Here is a 15,316-nt window from a genome sequence, read left to right as displayed (position 1 = left end):
CGGTCAGCGCAGGACGACGAGGTGCTCGCTCCGGGGCAGCAACTCGCCCACCACGGGAGCGCCCGGCACCTCACCGGCGACCAGCAGGCCACCGGAGGTCTGGGCGTCGGCCAGCAGCAACCGTTCAGCCTCGTCCGCCGCTCCGAAGTCGGTCCACGGGGTCACCCAGTCCAGGTTGCGCCGGCTGCCGCCGCTGACGTACCCGTCGCGCAGCGCCTCCCGGGCGCCCGCCAGATAGGGCACCCGTGCGGTGTCGATGGCCACCGTGAGCTGGCTGGCGCGGGCCAGCTTCGACGCGTGCCCGAGCAGCCCGAACCCGGTCACGTCGGTGCCGCACCGGATGCCGGCGGCGACCGCCGCGCGGGCGGCGTCGGAGTTGAGCGCGCTCATCGTGGCGACCGCCTCCGGGAAGCTCTCACCGGTGGCCTTGTGCCGGGTGTTCAGCACGCCCACACCGAGCGGCTTGGTCAACGACAGCGGCAGCCCGGCCCGACCGGCGTCGAGAGTGATCAGCTCCTCGGGGCGGACGGTGCCGGTCACCGCCAGCCCGTACTTGGGGCCCTCGTCGTCCACGCTGTGCCCGCCGGCCAGGTGGCAACCGGCCGTACGGGCCACGTCCTGACCGCCACGCAGCACCTCGCGGGCCAACTCCAACGGCAGGACGTCGCGCGGCCAGCAGAGCAGGTTGAGCGCGACAAGCGGGGTGCCGCCCATCGCGTACACGTCGGAGAGCGCGTTGGCCGCGGCGATCCGGCCCCAGTCGTACGCGTCGTCGACGACCGGGGTGAAGAAGTCGGCGGTGCTGACCAGGCCGGTCCGCTCGTCCAGGCGCACCACTGCCGCGTCGTCGCCGTGGTCCAACCCGACCAGCAGCTCGGCGGTGCCGGTCGCCGGGCCGAGACCGGCCACCATGATCTCCAGCTCGCCCGGCGGGATCTTGCAGGCGCACCCACCACCGCGGGCGTACGCGGTCAGCCGTACCCGATCGGTCATCCCCCCATGATCTCGACAACGGGGGCGTCCCGCCACCGTTGCGCCTCGCACGGTCAGCGGAATCGGACGACCGACAACGATCGTGACCGGTGTTACCGCTCCGTGACCCGCTGGGTTGCGTTCTGCCACATCACGCCGCCTACAGTGGCCGCACCGGGGGTCAACCGACCCCGCTCCGGGAGACGACAGGGACGGTGAACGACGTGACGACGGGCGAACCGCTCATCGTGCTGGACGCGGTCAACAAGTGGTTCGGACCGCTGCACGTGCTGGACGACGTCTCACTGTCGGTGGGTCGGGGCGAGGTGGTCGTGGTGATCGGCCCGTCCGGCTCCGGCAAGTCGACGCTGTGCCGCGCCATCAACCGACTGGAACCGATCAACTCCGGCACCATCACCTTCGACGGGCAGCCACTGCCGGCCGAGGGCAAGCCGCTCGCCAAGCTGCGCAGCGAGGTGGGCATGGTGTTCCAGTCCTTCAACCTCTTCGCGCACAAGACCATCCTCGAGAACGTCACTCTCGGCCCCGTGAAGGTCCGCAAGGAGAAGCCGGCCGCCGCCCGCGAGCGCGGCCTGGCCCTGCTCGACCGGGTCGGCATCGCCAACCAGGCGGACAAGTTCCCCGCCCAGCTCTCCGGCGGCCAGCAGCAGCGGGCGGCCATCGCCCGCGCGCTGGCCATGCAGCCCAAGGCCATGCTCTTCGACGAGCCCACCAGCGCCCTGGACCCGGAGATGGTCGGCGAGGTGCTGGACGTGATGACCGCGCTGGCCCGCGACGGCATGACGATGGTCGTGGTGACCCACGAGATGGGCTTCGCCCGGCACGCCGCCAACCGGGTCATCTTCATGGCCGACGGCAAGCTCGTCGAGGACGCCTCCCCGGCGGAGTTCTTCGAGAACCCGCGCAGCGACCGGGCGAAGGACTTCCTCTCCAAAATCCTCACGCACTAGGCGTTCGTAGTGGAGCGCGCCGACCACCGGCGGGCTCGTCGAAGAAGGAGAAGAGTATGCGTATGAAGCGCGTGGCGGCGGTCGCCATGATGGCGTCCCTCGCCCTGTCGGCCGCGGCCTGCGGCAAGGAGGGCGAGCCGACCCCGAGCGCGGGCGGCAACGCCTCCGGCGCCGCCCAGTCCGACACCTGCAAGAGCTCCGGCGCGACCTTCACCCCGAAGACGGACGCGGCCATCGCCGGCAGTCCGACCTTCGAGAAGATCAAGGCGGCCGGCAAGGTCTCCGTCGGGGTCAAGTTCGACCAGCCGAACCTCGGCTACAAGGACGCCCAGGGCAAGCGGTGCGGCTTCGACATCGAGATCGCCCAGTACGTTGCCAGCACCCTCGGCATCGACCCGGCGAAGATCGAGTACAAGGAGATCGCGTCGGCCAACCGGGAGACCGCGATCAAGGGTGGTGAGGTCGACTACTACGTCGGCACCTACTCGATCACCGACAAGCGCAAGAACGACATCTCCTTCGCCGGCCCGTACTTCGTCGCCGGTCAGGACCTGCTGGTCCGCAAGGACGAGACGTCGATCACCGGCAAGGACACCCTCAAGGGCAAGAAGGTGTGCTCGGCCACCGGCTCGACGCCGATCCAGAGGGTCCGCGACGAGGGCCTGACCGAGCCCGACAACATCGTCGAGTTCAAGACCTACTCGGAGTGCGTCTCGCAGCTGCTCGACAAGAAGGTCGACGCCGTCACCACCGACGACGCGATCCTCAAGGGCTACGCGGCGCAGAGCCCGGGTGAGCTCAAGGTGGTCGGCCAGCCGTTCAGCACCGAGAAGTACGGCATCGGCCTGCCGAAGGACGACAAGGCGCTGCGCGACTACGTCAACAACCAGATCGAGGCGTCGTTCGGCAACGGCACCTGGCAGAAGATCTACGACGGCACGCTCGGCCTGTCCGGCTCGGCGGGCACCCCGCCCACCCTCGAGCGGTACTGACCGACCGGCTCGACACGAGTTGCGGCGCCGGGCGGGGTTCGTCCCCGTCCGGCGCCCGTCCGAGGACTGAGAGCGAGGCATGGGCGAGTTCTTCCGCGTACTGACGGACAACGGGCAACTGTTCGTTGACGGGTTCACCAACACCGTCAAACTTTTCCTGATCGCCGCGGTCGGCAGCCTCGTCCTCGGCACGCTGCTCGGCGCGATGCGGGTCTCCCCCGTGCCGGCGCTGCGGTCGTTCGGCGCCACGTACGTCAACCTGGTGCGCAACACCCCCCTGACGTTGGTCTTCGCGTTCCTCGTGTTCGCGGTGCCGAAGCTGGACGTCAACATCGACTACTTCGCCAGCGCCGCCATCGCGCTGACCGTCTACACGTCGGCGTTCGTGTGCGAGGTGATCCGCTCCGGCGTCAACACGGTCGCCGCCGGGCAGGCGGAGGCGGCCCGCGCCCTGGGCATGACCTTCGGTCAGGTGCTCACGCTCATCGTGCTTCCGCAGGCGCTGCGGGCGATGGTCCCGCCGATGATGAGCGTCTTCATCGCGATGCTGAAGAACACCACAATCGCCGCCGGTTTCTCGGTGCTGGAGGCCGGCGCGATCCCCGCGTACATGGCCGAGCGGGGCGAGCCGCAGTTCGCCGTGCTGCTCTGGATCACCATCGGCTTCCTGATCCTGATCCTGCCGCTTGTGGCGTTGCAGCGCTTCCTGGAGCGCAAGTGGAGAGTGGCCCGATGAGCGGGCTGGCGAGCCGCACGGCCGCGAACGAAGGGTGGCTGAGTTGAGCCAGGCGTCGATCCTCTACGACCTGCCCGGTCCCCGCGCCAAGCGGCGCAACGCGATCCTGGGTGTCGTCTCCACGGCCGGCATCATCGCCCTGCTCGCCTTCATCGGCTACAAGTTCGCCGACACCGGCCAGTTCGAGGCCCGCAAGTGGGAGCAGTTCCAGTACGCCTCGGTGCAACGCGAACTGCTCGGCGGCCTGTGGGCGACGCTGAAGGCCGCCGGCATCGCCGCGGTCCTGGCGCTGCTGTTCGGCGCGGTGTTCGCCAGCGCCCGACTGAGCGACAAGTGGATCCTGCGGACCCCGGCGACGTTCGTGGTCGAGCTGTTCCGGGCCATCCCCCTGCTGATCCTGATCTTCTTCGGCTACTACGTGCCGTTGCAGTACGGCTGGTCGATCGACAAGCTGTGGGCGCTGGTCATCGGGCTGATGCTCTACAACGGCTCGGTGCTCGCGGAGATCTTCCGGGCCGGCATCAACGCGGTGCCGTACGGGCAGACCGAGGGCGCGTACGCGATAGGCATGCGCAAGAACCAGGTGCTGCGGCTGATCCTGCTGCCGCAGGCGGTCCGGTCGATGCTCCCGGCGATCGTCAGCCAGCTCGTCGTGCTGCTCAAGGACACCGCGCTGGGCTTCATCATCACGTACCCCGAGCTGCTCTTCGTCGGTAAGCAGATCGGCGGCCGGTTGCCGTTCGGGCTGCCGTACGTGCCGACGTACCTGATCGTGGCGGCGATCTACATCGCCATCTGCGGCGCGCTGTCGGTGCTGGCCTGGTGGTTGCAGAAGCGGATGGGCCGCACCCCGCGCACCGCCGCGAAGGTGCTGCCCGCCCAGGACGCCGGCGAGGACGCCGCGCGGATGATCTGACCGGAACCGCAACAGACGACGGGCGGGTGGCGATGCCACCCGCCCGTCGTCTGTTCGTGGGTCAGCGGGCGATCTCGGTGACCCGGGACTCGCGGACCACCGTCACCCGGATCTGACCCGGGTAGGTCAGCTCCTCCTCGATCTGCTTGGCCACGTCGCGGGCCAGCACCGCCGCCCCGATGTCGTCCACGTCGTCGGGCTTGACCATCACCCGGATCTCCCGGCCGGCCTGCATGGCGAAGACCTTGTCCACGCCGAGCTTGCCGGCCGCGATCTCCTCGATCCGCTCCAGCCGCTTGACGTACGCCTCCAGGCTTTCGCGCCGCGCGCCCGGCCGGCCGCCGGAGCAGGCATCGGACGCCTGGGTGAGCACGGCCTCGATGGTCTGCGGCGGCACCTCGTTGTGGTGCGCCTCGATGGCGTGCACCACGTCCTCGTGCTCGCCGTACTTGCGGGCCAGGTCGGCGCCGATGATGGCGTGGCTGCCCTCCACCTCGTGGGTGAGGGCCTTGCCGATGTCGTGCAGGAACGCCGACCGCTTGATGATGGGTACGTCCAGTCGCAGCTCGGCGGCCATGATGCCGGCGATGTGCGCGGTTTCCACGAGGTGCTTGAGCACGTTCTGCCCGTACGACGTGCGGTAGCGCAGCCGGCCCAGCAGGGTGATCAGCTCCGGATGGATCTCGGTGATGCCGACCTCGACCAGGGCGTCCTCGGCGGCGCGCAGGCAGAGCTGCTCGACCTCCTGGCGGGCCAGGTCGTAGACCTCCTCGATGCGGTGCGGGTGGATCCGTCCGTCCAGCACCAGCTTCTCCAGGGTGAGCCGGCCCACCTCACGGCGGACCGGGTCGAAGCAGGAGAGCAGCACCGCCTCCGGGGTGTCGTCGATGATCAGGTTGACCCCGGTCACCGACTCGAAGGCGCGGATGTTGCGCCCCTCCCGGCCGATGATCCGGCCCTTCATCTCGTCACCGGGCAGGTGCAGGACGCTGACCACGCTCTCCGCGGTCTGCTCGCTGGCCACCCGCTGGATGGCGTCCACCACGATGTGCCGGGCCCGCTGCTCGGCGGTGCCGCGCGCGTCGGCCTCGATGTCGCGCACCAGGAGCGCGGCCTCCCGCTTGGCCTGCGTCTCGATCGCCTCGATCAGCTCCAGCCGGGCCGCGTCGGCGGTGAGGCCGGCGACCCGTTCCAGCTCCCGGCGGCGCAGCTCCTCCACCTCGGCCAGCTCGGCCTCCCGCTGGGCGAGCGCGGACTCCCGGGCGGCGAGCGCGGCCCGCGCCTCGGTGAGCTGCCGCTCCCGCTCGGCGAAGCGCTCCACCTCCTCGGTGTGCAGCCGCTCCCGCTCGTCCATCCGGGCGGCACGGCGCTCCACCTCGGCCGCCTGCTCCCGGGTGGTGGCGGCCAGCACCGCGACCTCCCGCTCGCCGCTGCGCCGGGCGGTGGCGCGGAGCTGCTCGGCGTCCGCCTCGGCCTGCTTGTGCGCGCGTTCCAGCACCGTGTCCGCTTCGGCGCGGGCGTCGTCGAGCACCCGCCGGGCCTCGGCCCGGGCCGCCTTCGCCTCGGCCTTCGCCGCCGCCGCCTCGGCACGCGCCGCGGCCGCGGCGGACTTCGCCACGTCGATGGTGCTGTTCGCCTGGTCGGCCGCGTTGCGCAGGGCGGCCAGGGACTGCTCCTGCCGGTCCTTCTCGGCGATGAACGCCGGGTCCTCCGGGGCCGGCGCCGAACCCATCCGGCGCAGCGTCCGGACGCCGACGAGCACCGCCCCGATCACCACCGCCGCGAGGATGAGGACTGCCGCGAGGAGCGCGACGTCGAAGGCGTTCATGCCGGGACCCCGTGGGGTCTACCGGTGAACCTGTGCCGCCGCCCCGCCATGGCCGCCTCCCCTGAACGTTCGCCACCGCAGCGACCGTGCCCGGCGGGCACACTCCTGCGGCTGTGGACGCCCGACCGGAGCGGCTGGCCGTGGGTAGCTCTCTCCGCCGGCGGTGCCCTCGGGCATCGTCGGCGACCGGGTGCAGTTGTCGCGGAGCACCGGACCGGCCTGTCCGGACTGCCGCCAAAGGCCGTGGAGTCGGCCAAAGTGATGCTGTTCTGTTACGCGATCTATGTTGTGCGCTTAGCCTGCGCTGGTCGGGCAATGTGAGCCTGTATGGCGAGGCTAGGTCGCCGGGGGTGCTCAGGTCAAGGACTCATGATCAAACCCCCCGAACGGAGCGAAGTTGCGACGTCACTCCATGCTGATACCGGGTCGGACACCGGGGGACAAACGCGGCGAGGCGGCGGCCTCGACAGGGATGTCGTGCCTGTTCAGTGCCGGAGTGGAGTCTCGCAGGCAGCCGACGTGTGACACCAACGACCCCTCCGCGCGCACCCGGCTCCTCGTCGGACTCGGGCCGCGCCAAGATCGTGCTCGACCCGCCAAGATCGTGCTCGATCCGGGTATCCAGGCACCGGTGCTCACCCCCACCGGCAGGCCCGGCCGGGCGGTACGGATCGCCGTGAGCGCGTCGGCGATCACCGCCGGGCGCAGCGACTCGACGCCGGCCGCGTCCCTGGGGTGGACGTGCACGGCCGCGACGCCCAGCGCGGCGCAGCGGGCCGCGTCGGCGGCCAGCTCCGCCGGGGTGACCGGCACGGCCTGATGGCAGCTCGGCTGCGCTGGCCGTTCAGACACGCTTTCAGCATCGGGTCATCCCCACCGCACCACTCAGTCGAGCGGACGGCTGTCGCGTTCCAGGTCGCCCTCGGCGTCGGCCAGCGCGTCGGCGTCGATCTGCTCGGCGAACTCGGCCGCCTCGGCGCTCTGCGCGGCGAGGGCGTCCTTCACCGCCCGGATCGCCACGCCAGGCGGGTAACCCTTGCGGGCCAGCATGCCCACCAGCCGACGGAAGACCGCGTCGGGCTCACCCCGGGCGGTACGCAGCTTGCGGTCCACCAGGGCACGGGCGGTCTCCGCCTCGGTCTCCTCGTCCAGCTCGCCGAGCGCCTCGGTGGCCACCTCGCCGTCGACGCCCTTGCGGCGCAACTCGTTGGCGAGCGCGCGGCGGGCCAGACCACGCCCGGAGTGCCGGCTGGACACCCAGGCGCGGGCGAACGCCGCGTCGTCGATGATGCCGACCTCGTCGTACCGGTCGAGCACCTCGGCCGAGACCTGCTCGGAGATGCCCCGCTTGGCCAGTGCACCGGCCAGCTCGGCGCGGGTACGCGGTCGAACGGCGAGCTGGCGCAGACATATCTCGCGGGCCACCTCCGACTCGTCGCGCGGCGGCGCCGAAGGCGCGGCGGCCTCACCCTCATCGGAGCGGTCACGGCGACCCCGGCGGGGACGCGGCGGATCGGCGGCGTCGCCCGTACGGGGTGGGCTGGCATCCCAGCCCCGCCCCGTACGGGCGCGTCGTCCTGCCATCGGTCAGCGACCGGTCAGAAGTCGACAGGCGGCAGCTCGGGGCCACCGGCGGCGTCGCTCGCGCCGACCCCGACGCCGAGCTTCTCCAGGATCTTCTTCTCGATCTCGGCGGCCACGTCCGGGTTCTCCTTCAGGAACTCCCGGGCCTTCTCCTTGCCCTGGCCGAGCTGGTCGCCGTCGTACGTGTACCACGCTCCGGACTTGCGGATGATCGCCTGCTCCACGCCGACGTCGATCAGCGAGCCCTCACGCGAGATGCCCTTGCCGTACATGATGTCGAACTCGGCCTGCTTGAACGGCGCGGCCACCTTGTTCTTCACGACCTTGACCCGGGTGCGGTTACCGACCACGTCGGTGCCGTCCTTGAGGCTCTCGATGCGTCGCACGTCGAGCCGGACCGAGGCGTAGAACTTCAGAGCCCGACCACCGGTCGTGGTCTCCGGGCTGCCGAACATCACGCCGATCTTTTCGCGCAGCTGGTTGATGAAGATCGCCGTGGTGCCGGTGTTGCTGAGCACACCGGTGATCTTCCGCAGCGCCTGGCTCATCAGCCGGGCCTGGAGACCCACGTGGCTGTCGCCCATCTCGCCCTCGATCTCGGCACGCGGCACCAGGGCCGCCACCGAGTCGATCACGATGATGTCCAGGGCGCCGGAGCGGATCAGCATGTCCGCGATCTCCAGCGCCTGCTCGCCGGTGTCCGGCTGGGAGACCAGCATCGCGTCGGTGTCGACACCGAGGGCCTTCGCGTACTCCGGGTCGAGCGCGTGCTCGGCGTCGATGAAGGCCGCGATGCCACCGGCTCGCTGGGCGTTGGCCACCGCGTGCAGAGCCACAGTGGTCTTACCGCTGGACTCGGGACCGTAGACCTCGACCACCCGGCCCCGTGGCAGGCCACCCACGCCGAGCGCCACGTCGAGCGCGATGGAACCGGTCGGGATCACGGCGGTCTGGATGACCGGCCGCTCCCCCAGCCGCATCACCGAGCCCTTGCCGAATTGCTTGTCGATCTGAGCGAGAGCAAGGTCGAGTGCCTTCTCCCGGTCAGGCCCTGCTGCCATGGTTGCCACCCCTGCCTTCGCCGGCGTCTTTGCTGAGCTTCGCGTCACGCGGACACGCTAGGCGCTGGGTCCGACAGAAAACCAGCCGACGGGCCGCGAGCTGTGGACGAGCACCCCGCTGTGGACAATAGCCGAACAGGTGTACGACTCGGCAAGCGACACGCGGAAGCGGCGAAAAGGCTGCTCAGCGTAGTCGCGCGGGCACCCGGTCGGGGTACGCGGCGCAGACCGCCCGCCACACCACGTGGGTCTGCTCACCCGACGCCAGCGCCTGCTCGACGGTCCGTCCACCGAGCTGGGACAGCACCTGGTCGCGGGCGATGCTGGCCGCGTACCCCGGCCCGAACGCCTCCTCCAACCGCGCCCAGAAGTCGGTCAAGCGCACGTGATCAGCCCTCCTCGTCCGGCGCCCCGGTCGGCACCGGGCGCAACGCTAGCGCCACCAGGGGCACGGTCGCGACCGCCGCGAGCAGGGCGAGCACCGGATAACCGGCGATCTGCATGACAAACCCACTGAGCACCGCGGCGCCGGCCCCCGCCAGCCCCATGACCAGGTCCGAGAAACCCTGGACGCTCGGCCGCACACCGGCCGGCACCGACTCGGAGAGCAGCGTCGAGCCGGCCACCATGGTCCCCGACCAGCCCAGCCCGAGCAGGACCAGGCCGACCGAGAGCCGGGGCGTGTGGTGCCCGGCGGTGCCGGCGACCGCACAGGCGGCCAGCAGCAGCCCGACCCCGCCGAGGATCACCGCCCGCCGGCCGAGCCGGTCGGTGAGCCAGCCCACCACCGGCGAGAACGCGTACATGCCGGCGATGTGCAGACTCAACACGATGCCGACCAGCCGCAGCACGTCGGCGTCGGCGTGCGACTCACCGAGCCGGACCGGGGTCATCGACATCACCGCCACCATCACCAGGTGCCCCACCGCCACCGCGGCGATGCCGAGGCGGGCGGCGGGCCGCCCGCGTACCACCGACCAGGCCAGCCGCATCCCGGCGCCGCGCGGCGCGCGCACACCGACCGGCGCGGCGGCCGGCGGCACGGGCGCGTCGACCGCCGCGAGCCGGCGCGCGGTGAGCAGCGGGTCGGGCCGGAGCAACCCGAGGAGTACGACGGCAGCCAGCACGAACGCGGCGGCGCTGAACGCGAACGGGCCGGCCAGCGGCGGCAGCCCCCAGCCGGTGGTGGCCCGGTCGGCAAGCGCGGCGAAGTTCGGCGCGGCCACCGCGCCGATGGTGGTGGCCCAGACGATCAGGGAGAGCTGCCGGCCACGGCGGGCGGGCTCGGCGAGATCCACCGCCGTGTAGCGGGCCTGGAGGTTCGCGGCCGTGCCCCCGCCGAAGAGCAGCATGCCGAGGAAGAGCAGCGGCACCGAGCGGGTGGCCGCCGCCAGCACCACCAGGACGCCACCGACGGCGCCCAGGGTGTACGCCAGCACCAGGCCGGGCCGGCGGCCGTGCCGCGCCATGATCCGGGTGACCGGGACGGCCAGCAGCGCCGCGCCGACCACCCCGGCGCTCTGCGCGACACCCGCCATCGCGGTGCCGGCGATCCGGGCGGCGAGCAGCGCGCCGACGGAGATGCCGATGGTGACGCCGATGCCGCCGATGATCTGGGTGCCGAAGAGCAGTCGCATGGTGCGCCGCTGGATCGGCGCGACGTCGGACCGGACGGTGATCTGCGGCGCGGTCAGGTTGGTGGCCATCGTGCGCTCCTCAGGATGGGGATTACCCATCCTCGCGCACCCGTTCCGCCGCCCGCTGCCCGCACCGCCGCGCCACCGCACCACCTGCAAGATCCGCGCAACTTCAGGAAAGCTGCTGCCTCAGCGCGCCGGGAAGCAGCATTTCCCCTGAAGTTGCGCGGATCTTGGTGGGGCGCGGTTGGTCGACGCAACGGTGGGGCGGACGGGCACCCGTGAGACGTCGTTCAGCTGCCTCGTTCTGGTGTGTCGGCTGGGGCGAGCAGGGGTGTCAGCCGGCGGGCGTCCCCGGCGAAGTTCAGCAGGGTCAGGACGAACGGTTGACCCGCCGCTTCCCAGCGAGCGCGCGGGCGGCGACGGTGAGGTCGGCGACCAGGCCCTCGTACGCCTTGTCCTGGTCGTCGGCGCGGAGCACGGCCGACGGGTGGATGGTGGCCAGCAGCCGGGTCGGTGGCGCGTCGGCCACCTCTCCGGCGTTGTCCACCGGCACCCGCTGGAAGTCCTCGGGATGCTGGGCCGACGCGGGCCAGGGCAGCAGCTCGCCCCGCTGCCGGGTGACCCGGAACGACGGGCCGAGCAGAGCCTTGGCGGCGGTGGCGCCGAGCACCACCACGACGTCCGGGCGCAGCCGGGCGAACTCGGCCACCAGCCAGGGCCGGCACGCCGTGATGTGCACCTGGTCCGGGGTCTGGTGGATCCGCCGCCTGCCGCGCAGCTCGAAGCGGAAGTGCTTCACGGCGTTTGTCAGGTAGAGCTGCTTCGGGTCCAGCTTGGCGTCGTCGACGGCGCGGCGCAGCAACCGACCGGCGGGGCCGACGAACGGCAGGCCCTTCTGGTCCTCCATGTCGCCGGGCTGCTCACCGACCAGCACCACCCGGGCGCTCTCGTCACCCCGGCCGAAGACCGTCTGCGAGGCGTCCCGGTACAGCTCACACCCCCGGCAGCCACCGGCCGCGGCCCGCAGCTCGTCGATGGTGTCCGCGTCCGGCGGGATGAACCGCTGGGCGCCTGGGGCGGTCTGCTCGGCCATGCCGACTGTTATATACCCGTTTCGGGTCCGCTGCCGGATACGGGTCAGTACCCGTTGCCGCCTCCGTCGCCACCGGACGCCACCGCGATCAACACGATGACGATGATGACGATCACGGCCGCCACCGCGATCCAGATCCCCTTACGACTTGCACCATTGGCCATGCCCCCACACCTCCGGGCGCCGGCATACCCGTACCGGCCGGTCCGAACCGCGCGGATCGCTGGTCGGGGTGGGGGTCAGGCCGCGAATCCGGGCGGCGGCGTCGGGCGGGCCGCACCGGCCAGCGCGGCGGCCAGGACGGGCAGGTCGGTGTTGGTCAGAGGGCTGATGGTGATGCGCAGGGCCGGCGCGGCGGCGATCCGGTAGAGCGCGCCGGGGGCCACTGCCCAGCCGGCGTCGCGCAGCGCGGTCACGGCGCTGGTCTCGTCCGCCACCGGCAGCCAGACGTTGATGCCACTGCGGCCGTGGGCGGTCAGGCCGTGCTCCGCCAGCGCCGCCAGCAGTCCGTCGCGCCGCCGGTCGTAACTCTCCCCCGCCCGTCGCACCAGGTCGGCGACCGCCGGGTCCCGCCAGAGGGCGAGGACCAGCCGTTGCAGCACGGTGGAGACCCAGCCGGCGCCGACCCGCGTCCGGCCGGCCACCCTGGCCACGGTGGTCTCGTCACCGACCAGGACGGCCAGCCGCAGGTCCGGACCGAACGGCTTGCTCACCGAGCGCAGGAAGGCCCAGCTCCGCGTCGCGCCGGCCAGGGGATGCAGCGGTACGCCGGCCAGCTCGGCGGCGTGGTCGTCCTCGATCAGCAGCAGGTCGGGCCGGTCGGCGAGCAGCGTCCGCAGCGCCTCGGCACGGGCGGCGGACACGGCCGCGCCTGTCGGGTTCTGCGCCCGGCTGGTGACCACCAGCGCCCGCGCCCCGGCGGCGAGCGCGGACGCCACCCCGGCCACCAGCGGCCCCTCGTCGTCGAGCGGTACGCCGATCGGGCGCAGCCCCAGCGTGGCCACCAGGTCGAGCAGGTTGGCCCAGCCCGGGTCCTCCACCGCGACCGCGTCGCCGGGGCGCAGGTGGGCGCCGAGCAGCCGCTCGATGCCGTCCAGCGCGCCACCGGTGAGGGTCAGTTCACCGGCGGGTACGCCGTCGGCGGCCAGTCGGGCGCGGGCCGCCTCGGCCAGCTCGGGCAGCACCCCGGCGTGGGAGTAGCCGACCGGCGCGCCGACGTCGACGGCGAGCGCCGCGAGGTGCGGGCCGAGCGGGGGCAGCAGCAGCGGGTCCGGTTCGCCCCGGGACAGGTCACGGGCTCCGGGCAGCGGGGACGGGCGCAGCGCGGAGCGACGGGCGGCCACCGGAGGGCGGGGACGCACCCGGGTGCCGTGCCGGCCGGCGGTTGCGAGCAGGCCGCGCTGGCGCAGCTCCTGGTAGGCGCGGGCGACGGTGGCGGGGCTGACGCCCAGCTCGGTGGCGAGGGCCCGCACCGGCGGCAGCGTGGTGCCGGGCGGCAGGGCGTCGGTACGGATGCCCGACTCGATGCTGGCCGAAATCGCGACGGCCGTGGACCCGGTGAACTGATAGCGTGCTGACACAAATCAAGGATTGTACTAGCACGAAAGGGCGCGCGATGTACCCACCCACCGCCCGCACCATCCCCCACCGCTCCCGGGACCGGATGAGCTACGACCGCGAAGCGGCGCACGCCGTACTCGACGAGGCGTACCACTGCGCGCTCGGGTTCACCGTCGACGGCCAGCCACGGGTGCTGCCCACCCTGCACGTCCGCATCGGCGACACCCTCTACCTGCACGGCTCCACCGGCAGCCGGCCACTGCTCGCCGCCCGGGGCGACGGCCTGCCGGTCTGCGTCGCGGTGACGTTGCTCGACGGTCTGGTCTACGCCCGCTCGCAGTTCCACCACAGCGCCAACTACCGTTCCATGGTCGCGCTCGGCACGGCCCGGCTGGTCACCGACGAGCACGAGAAGAGCGCCATGCTCACCGCGCTTGTCGACAAGGTAGGCGCGGGGCGCAGCGCGGACAGCCGCCCGCCGAACCGCCGCGAGCTGGCCGAGACCGCCGTGCTGGCGCTGCCCCTGCGCGAGGTGTCCGTCCGGTCCCGCACCGGCGGGGTCCGCGAGGACGACGCCGACCTGCACCTGCCGCACTGGGCCGGCGTCCTGCCGCTGCGGCTGACCGCCGGTCTGCCGCAACCCGCCGCCGGGGTCACCGCGCCCCTGCCGACGTACCTGCGGACCGCCCGCACACCGTGGCACGAGCCGGCGCCGCTGCGCGGTGGGCACGTCCTGCTGGAGCCGCTGGACCTGGCGCACACCGACGACCTGCACGCCGCCACCGCCGACGACGAGGTGTGGCGGCACCTGGGCGTCCGGCGGCCCACCACGCCGGCCGGCACCGCCGAGGTGATCGCCGCCGCCCTGGACGCCCAGTACCGCGGCGAGCGCGTGCCCTGGGTGCAGCGCTGCGCGAGGACCGGGGCGGTGGTCGGCACCACGTCCTACTACGAGATCGACCCGGAACGGCGGTCGGTGGCGATCGGACACACCTTCCTCGGCCGACCGTGGTGGCGTACCGGCATCAACACCGAGGCCAAGCTGCTGCTGCTCGGCCGGGCCTTCGACGAGCTGGGAGCGGTACGGGTCGCCTGGCACACCGACATCCGCAACGACCGCTCGCAGGCGGCGATCGAACGGCTCGGCGCCACCCGGGAAGGCGTGCTGCGGATGCACCGGCAGCGCCCGGACGGCTCGTGGCGGGACACCGTGCAGTACGCGATGACCGTCGATGAGTGGCCGAACGCACAGCTCAGGCTGCGGGAAAAGCTTCGACGCACGGCACCGGCGGCGTGATGATGGCGGGCGTGCTGGGGATCACCGACATCTGGACGTACGTGCTGGGCACCGTGGCCATCATCCTGCTGCCCGGGCCGAACTCGCTCTTCGTGCTCTCCACCGCGGCCAAACGCGGTGTGGGGGCCGGTTACCGGGCCGCGGGCGGGGTCTTCGTCGGCGACGGGGTGCTGATGTTCCTCTCCGCCGCCGGGGTGGCGTCGCTGCTCAAGGCGTACCCCCCGGTGTTCCTGGTGATCAAGTACGTGGGTGCCGCGTACCTCGGTTATGTCGGGGTGACCATGCTGCGCGGCGCCTGGCGGCGCTGGCGCGACCGCAACGACCCGACCGCGCCGCGGCTCATCGACGCCGCCGAGCCGGCGGAGATGCGCAGCCCGTTCCGCAAGGCGCTGGTGATCAGCCTGCTGAACCCGAAGGCGATCCTGTTCTTCATCTCGTTCTTCATCCAGTTCGTCGACCCCGGTTACGCCTGGCCGGCGCTGTCGTTCCTGCTGCTCGGCCTGATCGCGCAGGTGACCAGCGCGCTCTACCTGACCGCGTTGATCTTCGCGGGCACGTTCCTGGCCGCCCAGTTCCGCCAACGCCGCCGGTGCCGTGCGTCGAAGCTTTTCCCGCAGCCTGAGCTGTGCGTTCGGCCACTCATCGACGGTCATCGCGTACTGCACG

At 71.9% G+C, this 15,316-nt stretch carries 15 protein-coding genes; 6 read left to right on the top strand and 9 right to left on the bottom strand.

Annotation, left to right across the window (positions count from 1 at the left end):
- Positions 1–3: 3 nt before the first annotated feature.
- On the bottom strand, positions 4–993 hold the full coding sequence (gene selD / locus FHG89_RS04625) for a selenide, water dikinase SelD (RefSeq protein ID WP_139583070.1): 990 nt from the start codon (positions 991–993) through the stop codon (positions 4–6).
- Between the two features lie 194 nt (positions 994–1,187).
- Here selD and FHG89_RS04620 point away from each other — a divergent pair, with 194 nt between their 5' ends.
- From FHG89_RS04620 to FHG89_RS04605, 4 genes are all read left to right on the top strand, one after another.
- On the top strand, positions 1,188–1,943 hold the full coding sequence (locus tag FHG89_RS04620; RefSeq protein ID WP_139583069.1) for an amino acid ABC transporter ATP-binding protein: 756 nt from the start codon (positions 1,188–1,190) through the stop codon (positions 1,941–1,943).
- Positions 1,944–1,999: 56 nt separating this feature from the next.
- Entirely contained in the window at positions 2,000–2,935 is a 936-nt protein-coding gene (locus FHG89_RS04615) for a glutamate ABC transporter substrate-binding protein (RefSeq protein WP_139583068.1), read from the top strand.
- 79 nt (positions 2,936–3,014) lie between these two features.
- Positions 3,015–3,671, top strand: coding sequence for an amino acid ABC transporter permease (locus FHG89_RS04610; protein WP_139583066.1), 657 nt, complete (start codon positions 3,015–3,017; stop codon positions 3,669–3,671).
- A gap of 43 nt (positions 3,672–3,714) precedes the next feature.
- Complete coding sequence (locus tag FHG89_RS04605; protein ID WP_139583064.1) at positions 3,715–4,587, top strand: amino acid ABC transporter permease; 873 nt, start codon at positions 3,715–3,717, stop codon at positions 4,585–4,587.
- Positions 4,588–4,648: 61 nt separating this feature from the next.
- Here FHG89_RS04605 and rny read toward each other — a convergent pair whose 3' ends face one another.
- The 8 genes from rny to FHG89_RS04565 all read right to left on the bottom strand — a co-directional run bounded on the left by rny (position 4,649) and on the right by FHG89_RS04565 (position 13,373).
- Positions 4,649–6,415, bottom strand: a complete 1,767-nt coding sequence (rny, locus tag FHG89_RS04600; protein ID WP_139583063.1) for a ribonuclease Y — start codon at positions 6,413–6,415, stop codon at positions 4,649–4,651.
- 405 nt (positions 6,416–6,820) lie between these two features.
- The gene (locus FHG89_RS33545; protein ID WP_244295154.1) at positions 6,821–7,267 is read right to left on the bottom strand and encodes a 3-keto-5-aminohexanoate cleavage protein; all 447 of its coding nucleotides are present in this window, start codon (positions 7,265–7,267) and stop codon (positions 6,821–6,823) included.
- A gap of 33 nt (positions 7,268–7,300) precedes the next feature.
- On the bottom strand, positions 7,301–7,999 hold the full coding sequence (locus tag FHG89_RS04590; RefSeq protein WP_139583062.1) for a regulatory protein RecX: 699 nt from the start codon (positions 7,997–7,999) through the stop codon (positions 7,301–7,303).
- A 14-nt stretch (positions 8,000–8,013) separates the two neighbouring features.
- Positions 8,014–9,060, bottom strand: coding sequence for a recombinase RecA (gene recA, locus FHG89_RS04585; protein ID WP_139583061.1), 1,047 nt, complete (start codon positions 9,058–9,060; stop codon positions 8,014–8,016).
- A 184-nt stretch (positions 9,061–9,244) separates the two neighbouring features.
- Positions 9,245–9,445 (bottom strand): DUF3046 domain-containing protein, encoded by a 201-nt coding sequence (locus tag FHG89_RS04580; RefSeq protein WP_139583060.1) that lies wholly within the window; start codon positions 9,443–9,445, stop codon positions 9,245–9,247.
- Between the two features lie 4 nt (positions 9,446–9,449).
- Entirely contained in the window at positions 9,450–10,766 is a 1,317-nt protein-coding gene (locus FHG89_RS04575) for an MFS transporter (protein ID WP_425280152.1), read from the bottom strand.
- A gap of 304 nt (positions 10,767–11,070) precedes the next feature.
- Positions 11,071–11,793: a UdgX family uracil-DNA binding protein gene (locus tag FHG89_RS04570; RefSeq protein WP_139583056.1), complete on the bottom strand. Its 723-nt coding sequence runs from the start codon at positions 11,791–11,793 to the stop codon at positions 11,071–11,073.
- 239 nt (positions 11,794–12,032) lie between these two features.
- Positions 12,033–13,373, bottom strand: coding sequence for an aminotransferase class I/II-fold pyridoxal phosphate-dependent enzyme (locus tag FHG89_RS04565; protein WP_139583054.1), 1,341 nt, complete (start codon positions 13,371–13,373; stop codon positions 12,033–12,035).
- 35 nt (positions 13,374–13,408) lie between these two features.
- On the opposite strand from FHG89_RS04565, the gene FHG89_RS04560 reads away from it, so the two are divergent.
- Together FHG89_RS04560 and leuE are read left to right on the top strand one after the other, a co-directional pair.
- Positions 13,409–14,650 (top strand): bifunctional pyridoxamine 5'-phosphate oxidase family protein/GNAT family N-acetyltransferase, encoded by a 1,242-nt coding sequence (locus FHG89_RS04560; RefSeq protein WP_139583052.1) that lies wholly within the window; start codon positions 13,409–13,411, stop codon positions 14,648–14,650.
- Positions 14,650–15,316 (top strand): leucine efflux protein LeuE (leuE, locus tag FHG89_RS04555; protein ID WP_244295153.1); only part of this gene is annotated, 667 nt, incomplete at its 3' end. The genes FHG89_RS04560 and leuE, both read left to right, overlap by 1 nt.

The organism is Micromonospora orduensis, assembly GCF_006228125.1.
In the GTDB taxonomy this organism is placed as follows: domain Bacteria; phylum Actinomycetota; class Actinomycetes; order Mycobacteriales; family Micromonosporaceae; genus Micromonospora; species Micromonospora orduensis.
This window is presented reverse-complemented; position numbering and strand designations above follow the sequence as displayed.